At 60.9% G+C, this 25,661-nt stretch carries 21 protein-coding genes and 1 pseudogene; 9 read left to right on the top strand and 13 right to left on the bottom strand.

Annotation, left to right across the window (positions count from 1 at the left end):
• Positions 1–110 precede the first annotated feature (110 nt).
• Positions 111–1,357, top strand: a pseudogene (locus DMZ65_RS03935) (IS256 family transposase).
• 306 nt (positions 1,358–1,663) lie between these two features.
• Here DMZ65_RS03935 and DMZ65_RS19410 read toward each other — a convergent pair.
• The 7 genes from DMZ65_RS19410 to DMZ65_RS03900 all read right to left on the bottom strand — a co-directional run bounded on the left by DMZ65_RS19410 (position 1,664) and on the right by DMZ65_RS03900 (position 8,396).
• Positions 1,664–1,831, bottom strand: coding sequence for a hypothetical protein (locus tag DMZ65_RS19410; RefSeq protein WP_157960553.1), 168 nt, complete (start codon positions 1,829–1,831; stop codon positions 1,664–1,666).
• A 330-nt stretch (positions 1,832–2,161) separates the two neighbouring features.
• A complete protein-coding gene (locus tag DMZ65_RS03925) occupies positions 2,162–3,976 on the bottom strand; it encodes a M3 family oligoendopeptidase (protein ID WP_116597522.1) in 1,815 nt (604 codons plus the stop codon).
• Between the two features lie 79 nt (positions 3,977–4,055).
• Positions 4,056–4,406: a hypothetical protein gene (locus DMZ65_RS03920; protein WP_116597521.1), complete on the bottom strand. Its 351-nt coding sequence runs from the start codon at positions 4,404–4,406 to the stop codon at positions 4,056–4,058.
• 77 nt (positions 4,407–4,483) lie between these two features.
• Positions 4,484–6,073, bottom strand: a complete 1,590-nt coding sequence (locus DMZ65_RS03915; RefSeq protein WP_116597520.1) for an ATP-dependent DNA ligase — start codon at positions 6,071–6,073, stop codon at positions 4,484–4,486.
• Entirely contained in the window at positions 6,070–7,077 is a 1,008-nt protein-coding gene (locus DMZ65_RS03910; protein WP_116597621.1) for a ligase-associated DNA damage response exonuclease, read from the bottom strand. Before DMZ65_RS03910 ends, DMZ65_RS03915 begins: the two co-directional genes overlap by 4 nt.
• A 57-nt stretch (positions 7,078–7,134) precedes the next feature.
• Positions 7,135–8,106, bottom strand: coding sequence for an alpha/beta fold hydrolase (locus DMZ65_RS03905; RefSeq protein WP_116597519.1), 972 nt, complete (start codon positions 8,104–8,106; stop codon positions 7,135–7,137).
• Entirely contained in the window at positions 8,106–8,396 is a 291-nt protein-coding gene (locus DMZ65_RS03900; protein ID WP_116597518.1) for an SCP2 sterol-binding domain-containing protein, read from the bottom strand. Before DMZ65_RS03900 ends, DMZ65_RS03905 begins: the two co-directional genes overlap by 1 nt.
• 127 nt (positions 8,397–8,523) lie before the next feature.
• On the opposite strand from DMZ65_RS03900, the gene DMZ65_RS03895 reads away from it, so the two are divergent.
• The 5 genes from DMZ65_RS03895 to DMZ65_RS03875 all read left to right on the top strand — a co-directional run bounded on the left by DMZ65_RS03895 (position 8,524) and on the right by DMZ65_RS03875 (position 13,591).
• A complete protein-coding gene (locus DMZ65_RS03895; protein ID WP_116597517.1) occupies positions 8,524–9,027 on the top strand; it encodes a tetratricopeptide repeat protein in 504 nt (167 codons plus the stop codon).
• Between the two features lie 33 nt (positions 9,028–9,060).
• The gene (locus DMZ65_RS03890; RefSeq protein WP_116597516.1) at positions 9,061–12,018 is read left to right on the top strand and encodes a helicase-related protein; all 2,958 of its coding nucleotides are present in this window, start codon (positions 9,061–9,063) and stop codon (positions 12,016–12,018) included.
• A gap of 1 nt (position 12,019) precedes the next feature.
• Positions 12,020–12,403, top strand: coding sequence for an RNA-binding S4 domain-containing protein (locus tag DMZ65_RS03885; RefSeq protein ID WP_116597515.1), 384 nt, complete (start codon positions 12,020–12,022; stop codon positions 12,401–12,403).
• A 52-nt stretch (positions 12,404–12,455) separates the two neighbouring features.
• Positions 12,456–12,794: a ferredoxin FdxA gene (gene fdxA / locus DMZ65_RS03880; RefSeq protein WP_116597514.1), complete on the top strand. Its 339-nt coding sequence runs from the start codon at positions 12,456–12,458 to the stop codon at positions 12,792–12,794.
• A gap of 284 nt (positions 12,795–13,078) precedes the next feature.
• Entirely contained in the window at positions 13,079–13,591 is a 513-nt protein-coding gene (locus DMZ65_RS03875; protein ID WP_116597513.1) for a CarD family transcriptional regulator, read from the top strand.
• Positions 13,592–13,672: 81 nt separating this feature from the next.
• Here DMZ65_RS03875 and DMZ65_RS03870 read toward each other — a convergent pair whose 3' ends face one another.
• Together DMZ65_RS03870 and DMZ65_RS03865 are read right to left on the bottom strand one after the other, a co-directional pair.
• Complete coding sequence (locus tag DMZ65_RS03870; RefSeq protein WP_116597512.1) at positions 13,673–15,553, bottom strand: monovalent cation:proton antiporter-2 (CPA2) family protein; 1,881 nt, start codon at positions 15,551–15,553, stop codon at positions 13,673–13,675.
• Between the two features lie 89 nt (positions 15,554–15,642).
• Positions 15,643–16,098, bottom strand: coding sequence for an Lrp/AsnC family transcriptional regulator (locus DMZ65_RS03865; RefSeq protein WP_116597511.1), 456 nt, complete (start codon positions 16,096–16,098; stop codon positions 15,643–15,645).
• A 141-nt stretch (positions 16,099–16,239) separates the two neighbouring features.
• Here DMZ65_RS03865 and hppD point away from each other — a divergent pair, with 141 nt between their 5' ends.
• Entirely contained in the window at positions 16,240–17,337 is a 1,098-nt protein-coding gene (hppD, locus tag DMZ65_RS03860; RefSeq protein ID WP_116597510.1) for a 4-hydroxyphenylpyruvate dioxygenase, read from the top strand.
• Between the two features lie 215 nt (positions 17,338–17,552).
• Here hppD and DMZ65_RS03855 read toward each other — a convergent pair whose 3' ends face one another.
• Positions 17,553–20,363 carry a hypothetical protein gene (locus DMZ65_RS03855; protein WP_157960552.1) on the bottom strand — a complete coding sequence of 937 codons (2,811 nt, stop codon included), beginning with the start codon at positions 20,361–20,363 and terminating at the stop codon, positions 17,553–17,555.
• Between the two features lie 221 nt (positions 20,364–20,584).
• Here DMZ65_RS03855 and DMZ65_RS03850 point away from each other — a divergent pair, with 221 nt between their 5' ends.
• Complete coding sequence (locus DMZ65_RS03850; protein ID WP_116597508.1) at positions 20,585–21,280, top strand: SIMPL domain-containing protein; 696 nt, start codon at positions 20,585–20,587, stop codon at positions 21,278–21,280.
• Positions 21,281–21,491: 211 nt separating this feature from the next.
• Here DMZ65_RS03850 and DMZ65_RS03845 read toward each other — a convergent pair whose 3' ends face one another.
• Positions 21,492–22,784, bottom strand: coding sequence for an O-acetylhomoserine aminocarboxypropyltransferase/cysteine synthase family protein (locus DMZ65_RS03845; protein ID WP_116597507.1), 1,293 nt, complete (start codon positions 22,782–22,784; stop codon positions 21,492–21,494).
• 284 nt (positions 22,785–23,068) lie between these two features.
• On the opposite strand from DMZ65_RS03845, the gene DMZ65_RS03840 reads away from it, so the two are divergent.
• On the top strand, positions 23,069–23,644 hold the full coding sequence (locus DMZ65_RS03840; RefSeq protein ID WP_116597506.1) for a hypothetical protein: 576 nt from the start codon (positions 23,069–23,071) through the stop codon (positions 23,642–23,644).
• A 193-nt stretch (positions 23,645–23,837) separates the two neighbouring features.
• Here the strand turns inward: DMZ65_RS03840 and DMZ65_RS03835 are convergent, their stop codons facing one another.
• Positions 23,838–24,842, bottom strand: a complete 1,005-nt coding sequence (locus tag DMZ65_RS03835; RefSeq protein ID WP_116597505.1) for a GT-B fold glycosyltransferase domain-containing protein — start codon at positions 24,840–24,842, stop codon at positions 23,838–23,840.
• 120 nt (positions 24,843–24,962) lie between these two features.
• Positions 24,963–25,655, bottom strand: a complete 693-nt coding sequence (locus DMZ65_RS03830) for a metal-dependent hydrolase (RefSeq protein ID WP_116597620.1) — start codon at positions 25,653–25,655, stop codon at positions 24,963–24,965.
• Positions 25,656–25,661 lie beyond the last annotated feature (6 nt).

The following is a 25,661-nucleotide window of genomic DNA, read 5'->3' as shown; positions in this document are numbered from 1 at the left end:
GCCGCGCGCGAAGCCATTGGCTTAGCGCAGCGCGCGGCCGGGCTGGCGGCCACCGCGGCTCTTCGTAGTCTGAGGCTGTTCAAAGACCGACGACAACGAAGGAGAACACGATGACCAACCCCATAATCGACCTTCCGGGGGTGATCGCCAAGAGCGATGACGCGGATTTTCTGCGCGATCTGATCCAGGACGCCGCGCAGCGGCTTATGGACATCGAAGTGGCCGCTGTCTGCGGTGCCGCGCATGGCGAGCGCAGCCCGGACCGCGAGAACCAGCGTAATGGCTATCGGCCGCGACAGTGGGACACCCGGGCGGGGACCATCGGTCTGAACATCCCGAAGCTGCGTAAAGGCAGTTACTTCCCGACCTTTCTCGAGCCGCGCAGGACCGCCGAGAAAGCGCTGATGGCGGTGAGCCAAGAGGCCTATATCCAAGGCGTCTCCACCCGCGCGGTGGATGACCTGGTGCGCGCCATGGGGTTGACCGGCACTTCGAAGAGCCAGGTGTCGCGGCTGTGCGAGGAGATCCACTGCCCGGCAGGGCATCGCGCAGCGATGGCTCGAGAGGGACGAGCGGGTGCAGGCGTTCCTGAACCGCCCCCTCGAGGGCGATTGGCCCTTTCTCTGGCTGGACGCCACCTATGTAAAGCTGCGCGAGGGCGGGCGGATCGTATCCATGGCGGTGATAGTGGCCGTGGCGGTCAACACCGACGGGCGGCGTGAGATCCTCGGCATCACCGTCATGCCATCCGAGGCCGAGACCTTCTGGGCCGACTTCCTGCGCTCGCTGACCCGGCGCGGACTGCGAGGCATCCAGATGGTCCTCAGCGATGCACATGAAGGCCTCAAGGCCGCTGCGCGCAAGGTCCTGGGTGCTGCTGGGTGCTGGATCGCAGCGCTGCTGGGTGCATTTCCAGCGCAACCTGCTGGCCCGGGTGAGCAAGACCAACAAACCGGTGGTCAGCGCCGTGGTGAAGACCGTATTCGCCGAAAAGGACCGCGACCAGGCCCATCTGCGCTGGCGCGAGGTCGCTGACAGCCTGCGTGACCGGTTCCGCGATGTCGCCGAGCTGATGGACGAGGCCGAGCATGACGTGCTGGCCTACATGGCCTACGACGAGAGCCTGCGCTCAAAGTTGCACAGCACCAACCCCTTGGAACGCGTCAACAAGGAGATCAAGCGGCGCACCAATGTCGTCGGCATCTTCCCCAACCGCGAGGCCGTCATCCGGCTCGTCGGGGCGCTCATGCTGGAGCAAAATGATGAGTGGGCCGTCTCTCGCCGCTACATGCCGGTGGAAATGCTGAACGCCGTGTGCAAACATGATGAGGAGACGGCCATGATCGCCGCTCAGTGAACGAGCAACACCAGCTATGAAGAGGCAGGTGGACGCCAGTTCCTACACCACCCCCCGGGACACGACCCGTTCTCCAAACTCAAAGCCCATCTGCGCCGCATCGGTGCGCGATCATTCACAGGATTGTTTCAAGCGCTCAGCAAAATCTGTGACCTCTACACACCGCAAGAATGTTGGAACTATTTTCGTGAGGCCGGATATGCTTCTATGTAAACTGGAATTGCTTTAGAGTGGGTTTGTCAAATATATATCCACCCAAGAGATAGAGCGCGGCGCGCTCCGCACCTTTTGCCGCGCATGGTGGATTCAAGCCTGCGCCACCATGCGGCATTCCAGCGCGAATTGCGTCGTCTTCATGCGGTCGGTGTTGTAGAAGGCCCATTTCGGCTGCACGTCGTGAATTACGTTGACCATGCGGGCGCGGGGGCCGAGGCCGAGCAGAAAGCCGTATGCTTTATAGATCGTCGAGATCAAAATCGTCGATCATCCTCTCGGGATAAGTTGACGCAATGAAGGCTTCATCCGCTCGGGGCGGCACCATTTTTTGCCAACGTCACCCGGAAACGCATGGGAGGATCCTCGCTCCAGGATCACTCTTTCTTTGTTGACGGAAGAACCACGCCGAACAGGCCGGCGTGGACGGCACCGGACACTGACGTGCGCTGCGATCCGTGCAGCAAAGTCGTTTGCCCGACATAAAATCGTCGTCCTGTTGCAGCAACCGCGCGGGGCGCTCTGATCCTGGTGCCGGTGCGATTGCCGCTGTTGCAACGTGCGGTGTCTCCGAATTGGCCTTCGAGGGGGCTATCCCTCCATCGCCTCCAATTCGTCTATGAAACCTTCGATCATGCTCAGGCCCTTGTCCCAGAAGGCGGGGTCGCTGGCATCGAGGCCGAAGGGTTCGAGAAGCTCCTTATGGTGCTTGGAACCGCCCGCTTTCAGCATGTCGAAATACTTTTCCTGAAAGCCTTCGGGGTTTTCTTCGTAGACGGCATAGAGGGCGTTCACCAACCCGTCACCGAACGCATAGGCGTAGACATAGAAGGGTGAATGCACGAAATGGGGAATGTAAGCCCAGAACGTCTCGTATCCCTCCATGAACTCGAACCCTTCGCCAAGGCTTTCGGCCTGTACCGACATCCACAATGCGTTGATGTCATCAGGGGTCAGTTCGCCACCGCGCCGCGCCTCGTGCAGCTTGCATTCAAAGTCGTAAAAGGCGATCTGACGGACGACCGTGTTGATCATGTCCTCGACCTTGCCGGCCAGCAGGATCTTGCGCTCCTGATCGGTCTTGGCGTTGTCCAGCATCCGGCGGAAGGTCAGCATCTCGCCAAACACGCTTGCCGTTTCGGCCAGCGTCAGCGGGGTAGAGGACAGCATCTCGCCCTGACCCGCGGCAAGCACCTGATGCACGCCGTGGCCCAGCTCATGCGCCAGTGTCATCACATCGCGTGGTTTGCCAAGGTAGTTAAGCATCACATAGGGGTGCACGTCGGTCACGGTGGGATGCGCAAACGCACCCGGTGCCTTGCCTGGCTTCACGCCCGCGTCGATCCAGCCCTTGTCAAAGAAGGGCTGCGCGATCTCGGCCATGCGTGGATCAAATCCGGCATAGGCGTTCATCACCGTGTCGCGGGCGTCGTCCCAGCCCACGGTGCGGGTTTCTTCCATGGGCAGGGGCGCATTGCGATCCCAGACCTGCATGACGTCCAGCCCCAGCCACTTGCGCTTAAGCTCGTAATAGCGGTGCGACAGGCGCGGATAGGCCGCGACCACCGCGTTACGCAGCGCCTCGACCACCTCTGGTTCGACATGGTTTGAAAGGTGCCGACCGGTCTGTGCGGTGGGCATGCCCCGCCAGCGATCAAGGATTTCTTTCTCCTTGGCCTGCGTGTTGTGGACGCGGGCGAAGATCTTGATGTTTTCGGAAAAGACACGGGCCAATTCGCGCGATGCGGCCTCACGTTTGCTGCGGTCCTGTTCGGTCAGCAGGTTCAGCGTGCTTTCGATATTCAGCGCGTCGCCGTCGATCTCGAACTCAAGGCTTGCAATGGTTTCGTCGAACAGCCGTTCCCACGCATCGCCGACTACGCCCAGATCATGCAGGAATTTTTCCAATTCGTCCGAAAGCTGATAGGGCTTCATCGCGCGGATGCGGTCAAAAACCGGCTTGTAGCGGGCGAGGTCGTCGTTTCCCGCGAACAGCGTGTCGAGATGGCCGTCGTCCAGACGGTTCAGCTCCAGCGTGAAGAACACCAGCGGGGTGGAGTAGTTCACGACCTTTTCCTGCAAATCGGACAGGAATTTCGCGCGCTCGGCATCGGTGGTCAGCTGGTAATAGCGCAGGCCCGCATAGGACATCAGCCGTCCGGCTGTGGTGTCGATCTTCTCGTTCCGCAATACGCAATTCAGAAAACCTGCCGCGTCCAGCGTGGCCAGCTTGCCTTCGTAATCGGCAGCGAAACTGGCGCAGGCCTGTTCCAGCCAATCCAGATCGCGCTTGATCTCGGGCGCATCGGGGGCAGAGTACAGATCCGTCAGATCCCATTCCGGCAGCTTGCCGAGATCTTTGCCTCCGGCGGTTGCATTGGCGTCGAAAACGGGGCGGACGGTCATGAAGCTCTCCTTGGACTATGCTGACTGGCAGGTAAGGCGACTTGTCACATAGGTGCAAGGGGGCGCGGGCGAAAGGGGGTCAGTAGATCGAAAGCGTCAGTCCGAACTGCTCTGCGGCAGGCGAGGGGAAAAGCTGGACGACAAAAACCCGGTATGTCTGTCGGCTGGTGACGAAACTGTAATCGGTTTGGCAATCGGCAAGGCCCACAACGCTGAAGCAGGCATTGTTGCTGCCCGAAAGCTGCAATCGCGCCGTCTGTCCGTTCCCCGTACCAAAAGTATAGCATTGCGGCGCGCCGTCAGAGACCACGCCGCCGACGCCACCGGAATAAGCACCCTTGGCAAAGCGGATTTCGGGGCAGCTTTGTGCCGAGGCCATGCTGGCAGAGGCGATAAGAGCGAAGATTGCGGCGATGAAAATGCGCGTCATGAAAATCCTGTCTGGGCTACGGCTTGGAGCAATATCGCGAAGTTTGCCTGATTTCGCAGATTCGTACAAATACCGTGTCACTCATAGGTGGCCAGAAGCGCCTTGAGGTCATCCAGCGTATTGGCCTCTGCCAGTGGTTTGTCGCGTCGCCAGCGGGACATGCGTGGAAACCGCAGGGCAATCCCGGATTTGTGGCGCGGGCTGGCATGGATGCCCTCAAAGGCGATCTCGAATACATGATGCGGTTTGACCTGCCGGACGGGGCCAAAGCGTTGCTGGGTGTTCTTGCGCACCCAGGCTGTGATCTGGCGAAATTCCTCGTCGGTGAGGCCGGAATAGGCCTTGGTGAAGGGAACAAGTTCGTTGCCGCTCCAGACGGCGAAGGTGAAATCGGTAAACAGGTTGGCGCGCCGACCATGGCCTTGCTGGGCGTAGATCATCACCGCGTCCACCGTCAGCGGGTCCAGCTTCCATTTCCACCAATCGCCCTTCTTGCGGCCAGACAGATATGGGCTGTCCAGACGTTTCAGCATCACGCCCTCTGCGCGTTCGTCGCGCGCCATGGCGCGTATCTCTGCCAGTGCCTGCCAGGTGTCGAAGGCGATGGGGCGCGACAGGCGCAGCGGTGCCTCGGCCGGGGTCTGGTCCAGCAGATCGTCCAGCGCCGCGCGGCGGGTGGACAAGGGGTCCGTGCGCATGTCGCGGCCTTCATGTTCCAGCAGATCATAGGCCACCAGAACGACCGGGGCCTCGGCCAGCAGTTTCTTGGGCACGGTCTTGCGCCCGATCCGTTTTTGCAGCGTGCCAAAGGGCAGAGGGCCGTTATCCCAGGCCAGCACCTCGCCATCCAGCACGGTGCCGTCGGGCAGGAAATCCAAAGCGCGGGCAAATTCGGGAAAGCGCTCTGTCATCAACTCTTCGCCGCGCGACCAAAGGTGATGGGTGCCGCCGCGCAGGACCAACTGGCCGCGAATGCCGTCCCATTTCCATTCCGCCTGCCAGTCCCCGGGCGGGCCCAGATCCTCGGGCACAGCGTCCAACTGATAGGCAAGGTAGAACGGATAGGGGCGCGAGGCGTCGGCCTCTGCATCCTCCGCCTCGATCAGCGCGTGCCAAGTGGTCGTGTCGGCGCGCCATTTGCCCATCAGCCGCAGCGCAATCTCTGCCTCGTCACGGCCCAAAGCAGCGGCGATGGCGCGTGTCATCAATTTCTGGCTGACCCCGATGCGAAATCCGCCGGTGATCAGCTTGTTGAACAGCAGCCGTTCGGTCGCGTCCAACTGGTCCCACGCGTCCAGGATCTGGTCCTTGCGGGCCTCGGGTGGCAGGTCGTGCAGGCGCTGGAGTTGCGCAATCCAATGCGACAGGGGCAGGTCCGTCGCCCGGCCGGGCGGAGGCAGGATCAGCGCGATGGTTTCGGCCAGATCGCCGACGATGGGATAACTTTCTTCCAGCAGCCAAAGCGGCAGGCCCGCGCGTTCGGCCGCCCATTCGCGCAATTGTGTCGTGGTCACGGCGCGGCGTGGGCGACGGCCTGTAAACAGCGCCACGGTCCACAGCTTTTCGGTATCGGGCACCTCGCGCAGATAGGCGGTCAGCGCGGCGGTCTTTTCCTTGGTCCGGGTGGTGCGGTCGATGGCGTTGAAGAGTGCTGCGAAGGATTTCATACCGTGCCATCCTCGGCATCATCGCTGCCAAATTCCGTGGGAACGACGCTTGCGTTATAGCCCTGTTCCCTCAGCCATCGCGCGAAGATGTCCGTGTAACCATGCGTGGTATATATGTTTTCTGCACAGGTTTCCGCGATGGCCCTGTTCAGCGCGGGCCAGTCGGCATGGTCCGAGACGACAAAACCCCGGTCAGCGGCGCGCCGCCTGCGGACCCCGCGCATCCGCATCCATCCCGAGGCAAACCCGGTGGAAACCGCCCCGAAACGCCGCATCCAGTCAGAGCCGAGCGCGGCAGGCGGTGCCACGACCAGCGCGCCCGGAAACTCCTTGAGATCAAGGTCGGGCGTCACATGATGGGTCCGGGGAAGGGGCAATCCCTGATCGCGCAGAACCTGTGTCGTGGTTTCCACCGCGCCATGGGTCAGGATCGGGCCAATTTCCGCATCCAGCATGGCCAGCAACCGCTGTGCCTTGCCCAGCGAATAGGCCCCCAGAACCGGCGTCCGGTCCGCGGCGACGCTGTCGCGCCACCATGCATTCAGCTCTGCCGAGACCTGCGCCTGCGGCACCCATGTGAAGACCGGCAGGCCAAAGGTGCATTCGGTGATGAAACTGTGACAACGCACCGGCTCGAACGGTTCCGACAGCCCGTCGTTTTCCAGCTTGTAATCGCCCGATGCGACCCAGACCTCGCCGCCGACCTCCACCCGGATTTGCGCAGAGCCGGGCACATGGCCTGCGGGATGAAACGAAACGGTTGCCCCGCCGATCTTGCGCCGTTCGCCGAAACATATCGTGTCCAGCGTGATCGCGCCCAGTCGGTGACGCAATACCGGGGCGGCTGCCTGTGTCGCCAGATAACGGGCGTGACCGGGGCGGGCATGGTCGGCATGGCCATGGGTGATCAGCGCCCGGTCCACCGGGTGCCAGGGGTCGATGTGGAAATCGCCTGCGGGGCAGTAGATGCCGCGATCGGTGAAGCAGAGTACTTTGTCAGCCATATCGCGATGATAGGGCGCGCGGATCAAAGCGCCAGAGCCGTTGGTGCTGTCAGGGGGTCAGGCGGTCAGGCGGGATTTGTCGCGCGCTGACGCTTTGCTGAAATGCGCCGTTAGCGCGTCGGCGATCATGCTGCGCATATCGCGGGTATCCATCATGATTTCATGTTCGCCATCTTCGATCACGCGCAGCGTGCCGTTCGGCCAGCGGGACATGCGCTGATGGATGCGTGGCATATCGACGATGCGTTCGTTGCTGCCCACGAAGGTCAGGCAGGGCTGCGGCGGCGAGGGCAGGCGGGACAGTGCCAGCGTTTCGCGCAAAGCTTCGTGCAGCCAGTTCAGGCTGGGGCCGCCCAGTTGCAATTCCGGATGGGCGGTGACCTGGCGCCGCATATAGTCGAACATTTCGGGATCGCGGGTCAGAAGATTGCCCTCGAACGGTTCGGTGGCGACATAGCTGCCCGCGCCGGTGCCGGGCGCGTAGGAATCGCCAAGGCCGAAAATTCCACTGCCCCAGCCAAGCGCCCATGCCGCGGGGCGGGTATAGGCCTTCATGCGGATCCCCCACATCGGCCCGGAAAAGCTGGCAGAGGCAAAAGGCAGGTCGCGCAACAACCCGCGCAGCCCGATGCAGCCGCCCATGGAATGCGCCAGCATGTGCAGCGGCTGCGGCAGGTCCAGCGCCTTGGCGGCGGCGACCATCGCATCGAGATCTTTCTGGTAGTCGTCGAAGGTCAGGACATGGCCGCGGCGCGGATCGCCCAGCAACCGATCCGCCAGCCCCTGTCCGCGCCAGTCGATGCACAGCACGTCAAAGCCGCGCTCAACCAGATCACGGGCGGTGCGGCCGTATTTTTCGATATATTCGGTGCGGCCCGGCATCAGCAGGATCGTGCCTTGCGCCTTGGCAATGGCCGGCCAATGCGCCAGTCGGATGCGCAGCCCGTCAGCCGTAGTGACCCAGAAGACATGCGCGTCCTCCGGGCCCTCGGCTATTGCAGCAAAATAAGGGGCTGCTTGCATTTTCATCAGGACAGAACCGCCCCCAGTTTCATCGCCTGACCCATATCGCCATCGACGGCGAGTTTGCCGGACATGAACGCAGCCGTCGGGTTCAGATCCCCTTCGAGGATCTGCTGAAAGGTTTCGGCATCCGCGGTCAGTGTGACCTCGGCTTCTTCTTCGGCGGCGCGTGCGCCATTGCCGTCGATCATGATCGACCCTTCGCCTTCAATGTCGAAACGCGCCGAGCCGTCAAAGCCTTCGCCGCCCAGCCGTTTGTTCAATGCTGCCACCGCAGCTTCGGTTACATCGCTCATTTTCACTCTCCTCCAATTGATGATCGCGCGGGTGGTAAATTCTCGCGCATACGCTACACTCTGGAGTGTTATGAGCAGCATTCTCTCAAGACTCAAACATACCGTGGCGACACTTTCCGTCACAGTCATGTTTTCCATACCTGCCGGGGCGGAAACCGCGCGGGTTGATGATCTTTTGTCCGAGCTGGCAACCGCCTCTGCGCAAGAAGCGGCCGGGATTGTGCGGGAGATTCGGCTGGAATGGTCCAAATCCGGGTCCGCCGCGATGGATCTTCTGCTCAAACGCGGTCGTGATGCGCTTGCGGCGGGGAAGTTCACGCTGGCCATCGAACATCTGACGGCCCTGACCGATCATGCGCCGGAATTCGCCGAAGGGTGGAGCAATCTGGCACTGGCCTATTATCAGGCAGATCTTCTTGGCCCCAGTGTCTACGCGCTGGAACGCACGCTTGCGCTGAATCCACGGCACTTCGGCGCGATCAAGGGGCTTGGCGCAGTGTTCGAACAATTGGACGAACCGGCAAAGGCGGTTGCGGCCTATAGAAAGCTGCTGGACATTCATCCGCAGGATCCCGAAGTTCTGGAAGCGGTCGAACGGCTTGAAATTCAGGTCACCGGCCAGAATATCTGAACCGACTATCTGATAGTTTCTGAAGGAAGACGCATGGCCGAGCCATCCCGCACCGTGGCCGTGCTGGGTCCGACCAACACCGGCAAGACGCATTACGCCATCGAACGCATGCTCGGGCACCGGACGGGCGTGATCGGCCTGCCGCTGCGGCTTCTTGCGCGCGAAGTCTATGACCGCATCGTCGGTATTCGTGGACCATCAGTGGTGGCGCTGGTGACCGGCGAAGAGCGCATCGTGCCGCCCCGAGCGAAATACTGGGTGTGCACGGTCGAGGCGATGCCAGAGGGCATGGGTGTCGATTTTGCGGCTATAGACGAGATCCAGCTTTGCGCCGATCCAGAGCGCGGCCATGTCTTCACCGACCGGTTGCTACGAATGCGCGGCCTGCACGAGACCCTGTTTCTGGGGGCCGACACGATGCGCGGTGCGATTGCCGAATTGGTGCCGGGCGTGCAATTCGTGCGTCGTGAGCGGTTGAGCCAACTGTCCTATGCGGGTTCCAAGAAGATCAGCCGGTTGCAGGCGCGCAGCGCGATCGTCGGGTTTTCCGTTGAAAACGTTTATGCCATTGCGGAATTGATCCGCCGCCAGAAAGGCGGCGCTGCGGTGGTCATGGGCGCGCTGTCGCCGCGCACCCGCAACGCGCAGGTCGAGCTGTACCAGAATGGCGATGTCGATTACCTTGTGGCGACCGATGCGATTGGCATGGGGTTGAACCTGGACATCAACCATGTCGCGTTCTCGGCCCTGTCGAAATTCGATGGCCGCCGGATGCGGCCGCTTGCGCCCAATGAGCTGGCCCAGATCGCGGGTCGGGCCGGGCGCGGCATGAGCCATGGATCGTTCGGCGTGACAGGCGAGGCCGGCCCGCTGCCCGATGAGGTGGTCGAATCGATCTGCAATCATCGCTTCACGCCCCTGCGCAAGCTGACCTGGCGCAATTCGGACCTGCGTTTCGGAACGCTCGACACGCTGATCACGTCGCTGGAGGTCGCGCCAACCGATGACCGGCTGGTCAGGGCACGCGAGGCGGATGACCTCGGCGCACTCAAGACATTGGTGCAAAGCGCCGAGGTTGCGGCGCGCGCCTCTGATCCGGCCTCGGTCCGGCTGCTATGGGATGTTTGCCGCATTCCCGATTTCCGTGGCATAAGTCATGCGGAACATGCGAGCCTTTTGGAAGTTATCTTCGGATACCTGCATCAGCGTGGGTCTGTGCCGGATGACTGGATGGCCCGGCAGGTAAAGCGCATTGACAGGACCGATGGTGACATCGACACCTTGTCGAAACGATTGGCATATATCCGCACATGGACATATGTCGCGCAGCGCGGCGGCTGGGTTGATGACAATAGCCATTGGCGTGAGCGCACGCGGGCTGTAGAAGACAGGCTATCTGACGCTCTGCACGAGCGTCTGACACAAAGATTTGTTGATCGGCGGACATCTATCCTGTTGCGCCGGTTGAAACAGAAGGAGGCCCTTTTGGCCGAAGTGAACGACAAGGGCGAAGTGACCGTCGAGGGTGAATTCGTAGGGCGGCTGGAAGGGTTTCGCTTCCGGCAGGACAAGGATGCCAGCGGGCAAGAGGCGAAGATGCTGAAAAGCGCCGGGCTTCAGGCGTTGGCACCGCATTTCCATCTGCGCGCGGACCGTTTCTACAACGCGCCCGATACAGAGATCGACTTTACCGAACAGGGCGGGTTGATGTGGGGCGATCAGGCCGTGGGCAAACTTGCCGCGTCCGACGATCCGCTCAAGCCGCGCGTGGCGGTCTTTGTCGATGACGAGGCCGGGCCGGATGTTGCGCAGAAGGTGGAACGCCGCCTGCAACACTTCATCGACCGCAAGGTCGCCGCATTGTTCGAACCGCTTCTGAACCTCAAGAATGACGAGGCGCTGACCGGGCTTGCGCGCGGCTTTGCCTTCCGCATGGTCGAGGCCTTGGGCGTATTGCCCCGCGCCGAAGTCGCCGACGAGGTCAAATCGCTGGATCAGGACGCGCGCGGCGCATTGCGCAAGCACGGGCTGCGTTTTGGCCAGTTCACCATCTTCATGCCTTTGTTGCTGAAGCCCGCGCCGACGCGGTTGCGTCTGGTGTTGTGGAGCCTTGCCAACGGGATGGACGAGTTTCCCGAAGCGCCGCCGCCGGGTCTGGTGACGGTGCCCAACACGGCAGGGACGCCTGCGGTGCATCATACGATTTCGGGCTACCGCGCGGCGGGCGCACGGGCGATCCGTATCGACATGCTGGAACGGCTGGCCGACATGCTGCGCGCCGAGGACAGCCGGGGCGGGTTCGAAGCCAAGGCCGACATGCTCTCGATCACCGGGATGACCCTGGAACAGTTCGCCGACCTCATGCAGGGGCTGGGCTACAACGCGGTCAAAGGTGAGCGGCAGAAGGTGAAACCGGCCGATGCCGTGGTGCCGGGTGCCGAAGCAGCCGAGACGCCCGACGCCGACACGCCGGTGATGGATGTGGCGCAAGATGCCGCGCCCGGTGCTGTCATCGACGCGCCGCAGGAACCAACCGCTGCCGATATTGTGCCGCAGGTCGATGCGGTCGAAGACGATGGCGTGGCCCCCGTGGCCGAAGCGCCGATTGATCCCGCGGGCACCCCCGAGGAAACGCCGGTTGTGCCGGAAGTCGCTTCCGAGGAAGTGCCGACCGGCACCGCCCCCGACGCGGCGGTGGATACGCCGGAGACAGAGGTGTTCTACACCTTCACCTGGGGCCGCAAACGCGACAACTCCCGCGGCCAGAACCCGCGCCGTGAGGGTGGAGGCCGCAACGCCAAACCGAAATCGGCGGATGGTGGCGGTGGGCGTGGCCAGCAGGGCAAACCGCGCGGCAAGGGTGGCCCCAAGGGCAAGCCGCGCCGTGGCGATGGGACAAAGACCTATCAGGCCCGTCCCGAGAAGAAAGATCGCATCGACCCCGACAACCCGTTTGCAGCCGCGCTGATGGGGTTGAAGGACAAGAGCTGAGGTGAGCGATCCGGCGCAAAAGCTGCGCGTCGACAAATGGCTTTGGCATGCGCGATTCTTCAAGACGCGCAGCCTTGCCGCCAAGACCGTGACCGGCGGGGCTGTGCGACTGAACGGCACACGCCTCGCCAAATCGGCGGTTCTGGTCGGATCGGGGGACGTGCTGACCTTCGCCAAAGGCGATCGGGTTTGCGTGGTGCGCGTTCTGGAAATCGGCACCCGGCGCGGACCGGCGTCCGAGGCTCAGGCGCTTTACGAGGATCTCAGTCCACCGCCGCCGCCACGGGTGGAAAAACCGTCCGTTCCGCGTTTCGACGGTGGCGGACGGCCCACAAAAAAGGACCGTCGCAAGATGGATCAATCTCGCCGGGATGCGCTTGAATGATCCGTCCGGCTGCTCTAGCTAGACAGTGAATTCGCTGAAACAGGGGCTTTCCATGACCTATGTGGTGACCGACAACTGCATTGCCTGCAAATATACCGATTGCGTCGAGGTCTGCCCGGTGGATTGTTTCTACGAGGGCGAGAACATGCTTGTCATCCATCCTGACGAATGCATCGATTGCGGCGTCTGCGAACCCGAATGCCCGGCAGATGCGATCCGCCCGGACACAGAGCCGGAGATGGAGAAATGGGTTGAGTTCAACCGCAAATACTCCGAAGCTTGGCCGGTCATCATCACCAAGAAAGACCAGCTGCCCGAGGCCGAGGAACGCGACGGCGAGGAAGGCAAGCTGGAGAAGTATTTCTCGGAAGAGGCAGGCGAGGGCGGTTGAGCTGATTCGGCCCGCGCGGTCAGATTCTACAGTAATTTGATCAGATTTTTGTCACTTAAGGCATTGATCTGATTGAAACCAGTGAGCCTTGCATGGGTGCCCGCTTTGATAGGCGGGTTTTTTATGTTATGTTGGTCACAATGAAGCAAACACACTCCCGTCACCGGACAAATCTGTTTCCGGTGATTTAGAACGATCAATTCGAAACGGGTCAAGGGAACAGTTGCTGTTCCCCGCCCGTTTTCCTGCGCCCATGGCAGGGCGAACCTGTGAGGAAGAACTGAATGACAAAAAGCAAGAAATCCGAGTTTCGTCCCAATGAATATGTGGTTTATCCGGCCCATGGCGTTGGCCAGATCGTCTCGATCGAAGAGCAGGAAATCGCTGGTCTTTCGCTGGAACTTTTCGTGATCTCGTTTGAAAAAGACAAGATGACGCTGCGGGTGCCGACGCATAAGGCGACCGAAATCGGGATGCGCTCGCTCAGCTCGCCTGATGTGATCAATCAGGCAATGAAGACGTTGCGGGGCAAGGCGAAGGTCAAGCGCGCAATGTGGTCGCGCCGTGCGCAGGAATATGAACAGAAGATCAACTCTGGTGATCTGATCGCGATTGCAGAGGTTGTTCGTGACCTGCATCGCGGCGACGACCAGCGCGAGCAAAGCTATTCCGAGCGTCAGCTTTATGAGGCCGCGCTGGAGCGGCTGACCCGCGAGGTTGCTGCCGTGTCCGGCGAAGATGAGCTGGCCGCTGCCAAGCAGGTTGACGACGTTCTGGTCTCGCGCGCAGCCGCCTGAACCGGCACATTCGTCAAAAGAAATTCAGCCGCGTCCCCTTATCGGGGCGCGGCTTTTTTTGTGACTGATCGGGGTGCAGGGTCACGCGGCATCAGTGTTTCGGCTTTCGATGGCTTCCAGAAGTGCGGCCTCCAGCTCTTTTTCCAGCTCTTTCGTGCGCTTGATATAGGCTGCGTTTTCTGCCGAGGGCGTGTCAGGGGTCCAGACCTTTGCCAGTTCCTGCACCGCGTAGCGGTCATGCGCGTAAAAGGTCTTTTCCACCTGAGATGCTTCATACCCGGTCAGCCCGATGTTTTCGAGAACATAGCGTCCGGCGCGCAAAGAGCTGTCGAAGGTTTCCCGCACGATGTCATTCGCGCCAGCGCGGTACAGGTGGTAGACATGCGTCCGGTCGCGTGCCCGTGCAATGATGTGCAGGTTGGGCCGGGTATTGCGGGCGTAGGTCACCAGCGTTGTAGTGGCTTTGGGATCGTCCAGAGCGACGACCAGCACGCGGGCATCCTCCAGCCCGGCGGCATGCAGAATGTCCGGGCGGGTGGGGTCGCCGAAAAAGCCCTTGAAGCCAAAGCGCCGCATCAACTGGATGGTTTGCATGTCGTGATCCAGCACAACAGTCTTGAAACCCGAGGACTGCACCAACCGGTTCACGATCTGCCCGAACCGACCGATCCCGGCGATGATCACCGGGCCTTGTTCGTCAATCTCGTCCTCATCGTATTGCTCGGCGTGATCTGCCTTCATCCGCAGTGACATGCGTTCATAGAGTATGAACAGCAGCGGCGTGATCAGCATCGACAGTGCGATAACCAACAGGATGGTGCCACCCAGAGGGTCGGGCAAGACGCCCTGTTGCAGTGAAAACGACACCAGCACAAAGCCGAACTCTCCGGCCTGTGCCAGCCCCAGCGTGAACAGCCATTGATTGCGACCCCGCAAGCCAAACAGTCGCCCCAGGATGTAGAGGATCACGCCTTTGCCAAGGATCAGTGTCAAAGTCAGGCCGAGGATCAGCAGGGGTTCGCGGAACAGCGTGGCAAAGTCGATGCCCGCGCCGACCGTGATAAAGAACAGCCCCAGCAGCAGGCCTTTGAACGGTTCGATGTCGGATTCAAGCTCATGGCGGAATTCGCTATTGGCCAGCACCACGCCCGCAAGAAACGTGCCAAGCGCGGGTGACAGACCCACCAATGTCATCAAAAAGGCGATGCCGACCACGATCAACAGTGCCAGCGCGGTATACATTTCGCGCAGTTTGGCAGAGTGGATGAAGGTGAAGATCGGGCGGATCAGATAGATGCCGCCAAGGATGATCGAGGCGACGGCGGCGAGGGTTACCAGCGCCACGCCCCAGCCGGGCAAGCCGTCGACCAGCGACAGTGCTGCGTGGGCGGACGTGTCAACGTCGCTTGCCCGCGTGATGGACCCGTCCTGTCCCAATCGTACCGAAGAGCCGACCGCCAGCAACGGCAACACAATCAGCATCGGGATCACGGCGATGTCCTGCGTCAACAGGACCGAAAACGCCGACCGCCCACCGCCGGTCTGGATCAGGCCCTTTTCCGACAGCGTTTGCAACACGATCGCCGTGGAGGACAGCGCGAAGATCATCCCGATTGCCAGTGCGGGCTGCCAAGCCTGTCCCATCGCCATGGCCAGAGCCATGGTCGCCGCAGTGGTCAGCACAACCTGCAACCCGCCCAGCCCGATCAACCTATGGCGCATGTCCCAAAGCGTTCTCGGCTCCAGCTCCAGCCCGATGATGAACAGCATCATCACGACGCCGAATTCGGCAAAATGCTGCAAATCCTCTGTTTCCGCGCCGACAATTCCCAGCACCGGCCCGATGAAGATACCGGCCAGCAGATAGCCCAGCACCGAGCCAAGGCCCAGCCGCGCGGCGATCGGCACCGCGATCACGGCCGCCGCCAGGTAGATCGACGCCTGATAGAGGAAAGAGTCCATGAATGTGTCCGTCAATTATGCCGGTTCACTTTGCAGAAGCGCCGGGTAAGGAACAAGCGGCGATGGCCTTTTGCGGGACAATCGCCGCGTTACGTTGGCAGCGGCGCATCCGGTTTGACCTGATCCATGACGATCTGGCTTTGCACCCGCGCCACCACGGCATGAGGCAGCAGTACCTCGTGGATCAGCCGGTTCAGGGCGCGCAGGTCGGCGCAATAGACCCGCAGCAGGTAATCTGCCTCGCCGGTCAGCGTCCAGGCCGAGATCACCTCGGGCCGTGCGGCGACAAGCCGGGCAAAGTTCTGCGCCTGTTCGGGACCGTGGGTCGCCAGTTGTACCTGCACAAACGCCTGCACCGTCAAACCCGCTTTCATCGGATCCAGACGTGCGGTGTAGCCGGTGACGTATCCTTCCGCCTCCAACCGTTGCCGCCTGCGTCCTGCCTGACTTGGCGACAGGTTGAGATGCGCGCCCAAATCCTGCGCGGTCATATGTGCGTTGCGCTGAAGGGCTGCCAGAAGCCGCTTGTCCGTCAGGTCGAGCATTCGCGTCTTTCCCGCGTGTATTAGTCAATTTTCGCAGATTCTACGCGAACTGACAATTATCTGCACCTCTATTCGCGCAGAATTCCGGACGTATATGCGATAAGGTAGCGCCAGCATGAATTTGAAGCTGGAGACGCGATAATGGGACCTTTCCCGCACGACGCCCCGAAATCAAAGATCACCGAAGAAAACCCCGCTGGCACGGATGGGTTTGAATTCGTCGAATTTGCCCATCCAGAGCCAGAGAAGTTGCGCACGCTATTTGCTCGTATGGGCTATGCGTTGGTCGCCCGGCACAAAAACAAGAATGTCGAGCTGTGGCAGCAGGGCGACATCACCTACATCCTGAACGCCGAACCCGGCAGCTTTGCCGCGCGGTTTGTTGACGCGCACGGCCCCTGCGCGCCGTCGATGGGGTGGCGGGTCGTGGACGCAAAGCACGCCTTTGATCACGCTGTTTCCAAAGGGGCAGAGCCCTACACAGGCAGTGACAAGACCATGGATGTGCCGGCGATCAAGGGGATCGGTGGCAGCCTGATCTACTTTATTGACCAGTATTACGAAACCTCGCCCTTCAATGAGGAGTTCAACTGGCTGGAGCAATCAAAGCCGCGCGGCGTGGGGTTCTACTACCTCGATCACCTCACGCACAACGTCTTCAAAGGAAACATGGACAAGTGGTTCAAATTCTACGGCGACCTGTTCAATTTCCGCGAAATCCGCTTCTTCGACATTCAGGGAAAATTCACCGGACTGACCAGCCGTGCGCTGACCTCGCCTTGTGGGCGTATCCGCATTCCGATCAACGAGGACCGGGACGAGAAGGGCCAGATTGTCGCCTATCTGAAGAAATATAACGGCGAGGGCATCCAGCATATCGCGGTGGGTGCTTATGACATTTACGATGCCACCGACCGGATTGCCGATAACGGGCTGAACTTCATGCCCGGCCCGCCAGACGCCTATTATGACATGAGCTTTGACCGCGTGACCGGGCATGAAGAGCCCATCGACCGGATGAAGAAATATGGCATTCTGATCGACGGCGAAGGCGTGGTGGATGGCGGCGAAACCCGTATCCTGTTGCAGATTTTCTCCAAAACCGTGATCGGGCCGATCTTCTTCGAGTTCATCCAGCGCAAAGGCGACGACGGCTTTGGCGAGGGTAACTTCAAGGCGCTGTTCGAGTCGATCGAGCGAGAACAGATCGACGCGGGCGAATTGGACACAACCGAATAGCATCTTCAGACAGCTCATGCGACACAGCGTGGGCTGTCCCTGTCGCGTGACTGATTTGCGGCGGTCGCGCATGACATGACGGCTGACGTCAAGATAGAGCCGAGACACCAAGACCTGCCGAACCGGGCAGGGCGCTTTTTGTTCGAAAATATGGTGAGGTCAGCGGTTTCGGGCTGGTACGGAGCCGCTCTTACCGCCGCATTTGAAACGCAGATTTAGCTACGCGGCATCTTCAGGACCACGTTGCGGCCGCTTTTCACATAACGCAGTTCTGCGTCACCAATGGCAGCGACACGCCCTCCATCGATCCGGTCGCCAACCTTGACCTTTTGGTAGCGCCCGTTCGATAGCCGGATCAACGCCCGCCGACTGGATGGGGCACCATAGACACCGATCAGGTTGACGCGGTTCAGGTTAAGCTGGTTCTTGACCGTGGCCTCACGCGCTACGCTGGCCGAAGAGGGGATTCTGGGGGCGACCGTGCGCGGCGCGACGGTCGCTGCCGAAGCCGTTCTTGTCACGGGTTGGGGTTGTGGCGTGGCCCGAGCGTTCTTCACGATTGCCGCAAAGTTGCTGGGCCGTCCAACGGGGATTACAGACCGGCTTACCGCCTGGGCAGTGGCGGAGTTCAGGGCGTTTGCTTGCTCTTGCTCCAGCGTTGCAATCGCCTCGAACTGGGCGACAACGGCTTCGGGACGTTGCTTCGGGCGCAGGCCGGACAATTCCGCCAACGAGCGCCCACCCAGTGTTGCCCGCTCTGATTTCTCGATCAGATCACCGGGACGGGCTCGGGGTCGTTTGTCAGAAAGAACCTCAAGCTGCGCATCTTCTTCGGGCGTTGACTGTGCTGTGGTGTCTGGCGTGGCGTTTCTGGTCGGCGGCACCATTGGCGGACGCCCGGAATAGATCAAGATACCGTCGGGGTTCAGCGCACCTTGCGGCGTGGCGATCACAAGACCACGGTCATCCAGAGTGAATTCCGTTCCCGCTGCCGCAGGCGAGGCAGGGCTGAGCATGGCATAATCGGTGCCGTACCCGTCAACGGCGGGCAGCGCGACAGCATCGAATTGCTGCACTTTGGTGTCGATCGAAGCGACGTAGATATCGTCCAACGATACTTCGGCGGGCAGGCCGGGTTCCGGCGGGGTGCGTTGCCAAATCCCGGTTTCGGCATAGGTGGTCTCGGCCTCTTCAGGGGTCAGCGCCTCGGACTGAGTAGGTGCCGCAAGCGTCGGCGTTGTATCGGTCCGCAATCCGGGTTGATCCGCCTCGCCGGTCAGATCCGGCGCGAGCGAGGCGGTTTCAAGCTCGGGTTCAGGTTCGGTCTCGGATGGATCGACAGAATCAATGGCTGGCAGATCCGGCAATTGCGCCACTGCGGAAGGTGCGGGCGAGGACCGGAAAAACCGTGCAAGACCTTCATCGACGAAAACCGCAGCCCAGGCAGCGACTGCTGCTAGAAACAGGATCAACGCCGCAGTCAGCATCAATCCAAGGTAACGCGGCTTACCACCGATCTTTTCGTTATTTCGACGGGCGCCAAAGATCGTCAGGCGATCGGCTTCGTCTTCCGTGGGGGTGGGCGCTGTGACCGGGTCTTCCGAAGCGGATCCGGATATTTTGACCGTCGGTTCCGCTTGGGCGAGCCGCTGCACAGGCGTCATCTGCGCCGGTTTTCTGTGTAATGGCGGTTGGGCGCTGCTTGTCTTGCGCGGCGTGGATGACGTGCTTGTCTGTTTCTGGCGCGCATTCCTGCGGCTGAAAAAACCGGCTTTCCCTGCGGGCTTTTCCGGGGCCGTCAAGGCGGGATCAGTCGGAGCGGCAGGTTTTTTTGTCAGGCTGGCAATTGGCGCGACGGTGGCGTCATCGGGAACATGCGCAGCAAGAGTGTCGCGTCGGGCTGCCACTTGCTTTGCCATCGACGTGGGGTCTGCCACCGGGTCAATGCGCGGTGCTGCGCGGCCGGTATCGGGGGGGCTGAATCGCGTGCCGGACAGTTTCGGGACGGGCGCATCCGGTGCGGGTCTGCTGGCCCGGATGCTGTCGGGGCCGGGGCGGCTGCTGGATGGCCGATCGTCGGTCGCGGACTCATGCTGGCCCGATGCGGCCGCTTTGGGGGCTTGTGCAGGGCCGTTCGCGTTTGTTCTTGGCGCGACGATTGAGGCGCTATCGCTGTGTGTCGCGGGGCGTTCGGGTGTGTCGATCTCGGGAAGTTGCGGGGCAGGCCCGGCTTGGATGTTCGGCGATGTGGCGGCAGCCGCTTGGCTTGCGCCAGTGCTGCGGGGGCGGTTCCGTGGCTTTAGGGGCGTGTCTGCCGGCCGGCTTGCCGGGTCGTCCGATGTTTCGGGTTTGGTTCGGGACGCGTCGACGCCGAAGGTTTCGGGTGCGGACGTTCCTGGGCTGGATGGGTCCAGGCGGTCAGCGGCAGGGACAGCTTCATCCATGCGATCGCCTGCCACATCGGCGGTGCCATCTGTTGTGGTGCTGACAGCGACGTGATCCTCGGGCGTATCCTCGGATTTCGGCGCTGGCGGGGGCGCGGATGGCTGGGCGGTGACAAGACGGACAGGCTGCGCGTCGCGGGCAGGTGTCGCGCCGTTGGTGCCGCCGCTTGCGGGGCCGAAAAACACCTCGCCGTGAAACGCCCCGTCAGGTGCGGCCGCGACAAAACTGACCGGGGTGAATTGATGCGATATTGCGAACTGTTCTGCCTCATCTAGTGTTTCGCGCGCCGCGGCGGCGACCTGGACCGAACCATCCGAAAGCTCTGCCCAATCGAATACCAGATCGTCAACGGGGTAGGGGGTCTCGCCGTCCAGTGCCGCGCGGATGTCGGCATTCAGTTCGTCAGCGCTGCGTGGCCGAGCAGGCAAGGTCAGATACCGGATCTGTTCATTCGGGATCACCAGTTTGACACGCTCTGCATCCGAAGACAGTGCCTGGGCTTTGCGGCGGAGCGATTGCAGCGCCGCAGCAAGATCGTCGGAATCGGGTGCAACTTCACCAACACTCAGCCAGCCAGCCATTGTCCGGCGGGCCAGGGTGATTCCTTCAAATGACAGTAACAGCGCATAGTTTGTCTTCATGGCGGGTTTTTATCACTGCTCGGGTGGGTTTGGGAGTCTTTGCTCCGACCTTTTATACATGGGGGCAACTCTTTGCCGAGACAAGAAAGACAGAGGTTGCAGCGGGGCCGCGCCGGATAGAATATCCGCCGCGAGACACGAATTCTGAAAGGGTAAAGAGAATGCGACTTTTTGCATGGGTGACCACAGCGGTGCTGCTTGCGGGCAGCATGGCGACGGCACAGGAAACTGCGCCAAGGCAGATCACGGTCACGGGCGAAGGGCGTGTGGCGGCTGCCCCCGATATGGCGACGCTAAGGCTTGGTGCTGCGGCAGAGGCCAAAGAAGCCGCCGAAGCACTGCGGGAAACTTCTGAGATTACACAGCGTATTCTGAACCGGTTGGGCGAGGCGGGAATCGAGGCGCGCGATATCCAGACATCCGGGTTGTCGCTGTCGCCCTTGCGGCAGAACTACCGTGAAGGGACTACGGAAACTCCGGGCATCGCAGGCTATGCGGCGTCAAATGGTGTGACGGTCAGGTTGCGCGATCTCGACCGGCTGGGCGAGGTGCTGGATGCCGTCGTATCGGACGGGGCGAACACTTTGGACAGGCTGAGCTTTGGCTTGCAGGAGCCGCGTCCGTTGATGGATGAGGCGCGGCAACTTGCCGTGGCCGATGCGCGCGCAAAGGCGGAACTCTATGCCAAGGCCGCGGGTGTCACCCTTGGCGCGGTACAGTCGCTTGTTGAACGCGGGGGGGGATCGCCGGGGCCGTATATGGCGGAAATGTCGATGGCGCGCGGTTCCGTGCCTGTTGCCGCCGGAGAGTTGGACGTTTCGGCCGACGTGCAGATCGTCTATGAGATCGCGGAATAAATCAGTGATCTTCCTTCCGTGCGGTTGCGCGATATTTTGACTCGCGGGGACGTGTCCGGGCCCTGTTCTGCGCCAAGGGTAGGGCTTGGGTGTCGATGAACAAGCGATGCCGGGAACAAGAGGTGCCGGGTCAAGCCCGGCACGCGCATTTCCAACGTTTCCTCTGAACGAACGGGCGCGCGGGCTGTATCCAACCCGCGCGCCCGCAGTTTCAGGCCGACGCCTTCTCCAGGGCTTGCGACAGATCCGCAATCAGGTCGTCCGCATCTTCGATGCCGATCGAGATACGCACTATATCCGGTCCGGCACCTGCGGCTGCCAGTTGTTCATCTGACAGTTGCCGATGGGTTGTCGAGGCAGCGTGGGTCACAAGGCTTCGCGTATCGCCCAGGTTGGCGACGTGGCTGAAGATCTCCAGGCTGTCGACGAATTTGATGCAGGCGTCATAGCCGTCCTTCAACTGGATCGTGAACAACCCGCCCGCACCCTTGGGACAGATCCGCTCTACCCGGTCGTGATAGGGCGAGGATTTCAGACCTGCATAGGTGACGCTTTCCACGCTGTCCTGAGTCTCCAGCCAGCCAGCGACCTTTTCGGCATTTGTGACATGGCGTTCCATGCGCAGGGACAGCGTTTCAATCCCCATCAGGGTGTAATGCGCGGCTTGCGGGTTAAGTGTCATGCCCAGATCGCGCAATCCGATGGCGATGCCGTGGAAGGTGAACGCCAGAGGCCCGAAGGTTTCGTGGAATTTCAACCCGTGATAGGCGGGTTCAGGATCGGACAGCGACGGGAATTTACCCGATGCGGACCAGTCGAAATTGCCCGAATCGACAATGCATCCGCCGGTGACGGTGCCGTTCCCGGTCAGATACTTGGTCATCGAATGCACGACCAACGTGGCACCGTGTTCAATCGGGCGGCACAGGTAGGGCGTTGCCGAGGTGTTATCGACGATCAGCGGCAGGCCCGCAGCATCGCTGATCTTGGCGATGGCATCCAGATCGGTGATATAGCCGCCGGGATTGGCAATGGATTCGCAGAAAATGGCACGGGTATCGTCGTCAATTGCTGCGGAGACGGCATCAAGATCGTCAAAATCCACGAATTTTGCTGACCAGCCGAAACGCTTGATCGTTTGGCTGAGCTGAGTGATCGACCCGCCATAAAGACGCGTGGAGACCACGACATTCAGGCCCGGCCCCATCAGCGGGAACAGCGCCATGATCTGTGCCGCATGGCCCGAGGAGCAGCACACCGCACCTGCGCCGCCCTCCAGAGTCGCGATTCGCTCTTGCAGCGCGGCGACGGTCGGGTTGGTCAGGCGGGAATAGATATACCCCACTTCCTGCAGATTGAAGAGCGCCGCCGCGTGATCTGCGTCACGGAACACATAGGACGTGGTCTGGTAGATCGGCACCTGGCGCGCACCAGTGGCCGGGTCGGGCCGCGCACCCGCATGAATTTGCAGAGTTTCGAAGCCGTAATTCGGGGCGTCTGTCATTGAGCTGGTCTCCCTCGTTGCATTGTCCCCGAGATGCCTAAGGTATCCACCGAGCGCGCACAATATCTGTGAGCATCAAGAGCCGCCTGCCTGGATCGGCTTCGGGACGCGCAGTGAATGCCGGGGGACTATTGCGTGTGGCCGGCGACACCTGCGCCTGTCAGCATTTTGCCTTGGTTTTGTTTAAACTTGTGCCGACATTACGGCCGGATTCGGCGCTGTTTCGTTGACAGATTGGCGGCCCTTTACATACTTTCCCTGTATGTTGAGTTGGAGATCCTGTCATGGAAATCAACGAAGAAACGGCTACATCCCCGACAGGCGGTTCCGACGTTGCCAGAAAGCGCAAACGTCGGCTGAGGCGGATCGCTCAGGCCACGAAAGTGTCGTTCAGCCTGGAACCCGACGTGCGTCAACTTTTTGCCGATGAAGCCAAGAAACAAGGCATGGAACTTGGCCATCTGATGCAAAAGGTTCTGGAAAACCATGTGCTTGAGAACGCAGAGCCGGGGAATGCACTGGCAGAGCGGTTGCGAGCGAAGCGCGCCGTCATCGATCATACGGTGGAATTAGCGCGCATGATCGACGCGGCGGGCCGGTTTGACGAGCATTTCATCCTGACAGTCATGCGCTCGGCAAGTCAGGACGCGGCATATGCAGAGCTTTATAATATCGCCATTGGCGCAGATGCAGAGGGCAAACCCGGCCGTGCGCAAGCGCCGCTGAACCAGCAATTGGGCCGCCTCATCAAGAAGGCAGTCGGCGCACGCGGCAAGAAGTCCGAGACCGGTCGGGTCGCTCGCGCCCAGGTCGCGGGCGAGGTGATCTCGACCTACACGTTGCTGGAAAAAGCTGCATAACGGTCAAAAACAACTGTAGTTCAAGGGGCGTCCGGGGGAGCACTTTTGCCCAGCCGGGACTGACAGGAGCGGATAAATACCGCTGTCAGAAAATCGAACTGATGGTTCCTATGTGGTGATGCACGCCGACACATTGGGCGCATCAGATCGGCATGGTAGATCGACCAAGGCAATGCCCGGCCAGTTTGGCGGTTCAGCGCATCCAGAAACCTTCGCGTTTGATCTGATTGCGGATCATTTGTTCGCGGGTCGGCAGGTTGTTCTGGTCAAACAGGGCACGAACCTTCCGGCCGCGTCCTTGATAGACGATGCGTTTGATCGGCTCATATTGCTTGAGAACCTTCTTCAGCCGATTGGGCGCGCATATCCGTTCCAGCACTTCGACCACATGGTCGGATTCGCGGGCGTAAAGCAGCGGCAGGACGCGATAATGGCATGACACCTCACCATCCAGATACCCTTCTGGCAGGCTGTCGCGACCGCCACCCAGAGAGTGAATGACCAACGGCAACGCGATCTGGTCGAGCCACGGGTCGAAGGATTGGCAAACCAATGGTGCGGGCGGCGCGTCGCGGATCTCCAGCGCGTAGTCCAGAAAACGCTGCCCGAAGACGCGCGGGCAGCGATAGTAGAAGAATCCGGCGTTGAAATAGAGGTAGCGCCGCCAGTATTCATCCGGCTGGCTGCGGTCCAGCGAGCGTTCGAAATCCAGCCCGAACCGGTCGTAAAGCGCGCGCCAGATCTCTGTATAGCCGGGACCGTACAGCTCTATCTTCGGCCATGTGCCTTCACAGCGCAAAGACGCGCCGGGGCGGTCGAAATCGAATGGCACAGTGCCCAGATCGCCGTGGATCAGCGTATCCGTGTCGAAAAACACAAACGGCTCATCCTCTGGCAGAACCGACAGCGCCTCGATCTTGTTGCCGTAAGGATAATCCCGGCCAAAATGCTGGCTGTCGAACGGGCGAATCTCTGCCCCCATCTGTTCCAGCAGATCGCGGACATCGGATTGCTTGATCCGCGGATCGTTTGGCCAAAGCGGGCCGGGTTGCGGCTCTGCGAGAATCAACCTGTGGGGCAGGGTGTCCGGCCCGTCCAGCAACGAGGCTGCAAAGAGCAGCGACTCGTATTGCAACCGTCCGGATTGACCGACGATCAGAATATTGACGGTCTGGTCCTGCCGCTCGCGCGTGGCCATGTTCGGGCGTCCGTTCGCTCTGTGCCTTTTGGGTTTTGCCCGCACTATAGGTTGAAATCCCTGCGGCGCAACGTGGCCCGATGCTTTGCAGATCATTCAGGCCGGGGCGTTTGCGTGTTGTCAGATCTCGATCGCTTCCAGAACTTGCGGCTCGATCACCTTGGCATCGGGCAGCGCCTCTACCAGCACCTCGGCGCTTTGCTCCAGGATCGGAAAGGTGCGGTAATGGCAGGGAATCACGGTCTTGAAGTCGAAAAACGTCTTGGCTGCATAGGCGGCGCGCTTCATGTCCATGGTGAAATGTCCGCCCGCTGACAGAATGCCGATGTCGGGCTGGTGCAGGTCGTTGAAGATTTTCATATCCGCCATCACATCCGTGTCACCGGAGGCATAGATCGTGTGGCCTTCGCCTTCGATCATGAAACCGCATTCGGTGCCCGCCACGCGCGGCCCATCCTCCGTTCCGAAGGTCGAGGAATGCACGGCATGGACCATCGTCACCTTCACGCCGCCCAGATCGACCGTCCCGCCCTTGTTGAAGCCGACGGTCTCGATGCCTTCCTTTTCGGCCCAGTGATTCATCAGATCGAATTGTCCCACCACCGGCACGCCCAGTTTGCGCGACAATGGCAGGACATCCGTCACATGGTCGAAATGCCCGTGGGTCAGAAGAATATGGGTGGCACCGTCTGTGGCCGCGTCGTGCTGATCTTCACTCAGCATTGGATTGCCGGTCAGCCACGGATCCAGCAGCAGCGTCAGCCCGCCGATCTCGAAGCGGAACGATCCGTGCCCAAGCCAGATGATCTTCATGTGTTC

The sequence above is a fragment of the Primorskyibacter marinus genome (assembly GCF_003313245.1).
GTDB classification, from domain to species: Bacteria; Pseudomonadota; Alphaproteobacteria; order Rhodobacterales; family Rhodobacteraceae; genus Primorskyibacter; species Primorskyibacter marinus.
The sequence above is the reverse complement of the archived record's forward strand: the minus strand, read 5'-3'. Positions and strand labels throughout refer to the sequence as shown.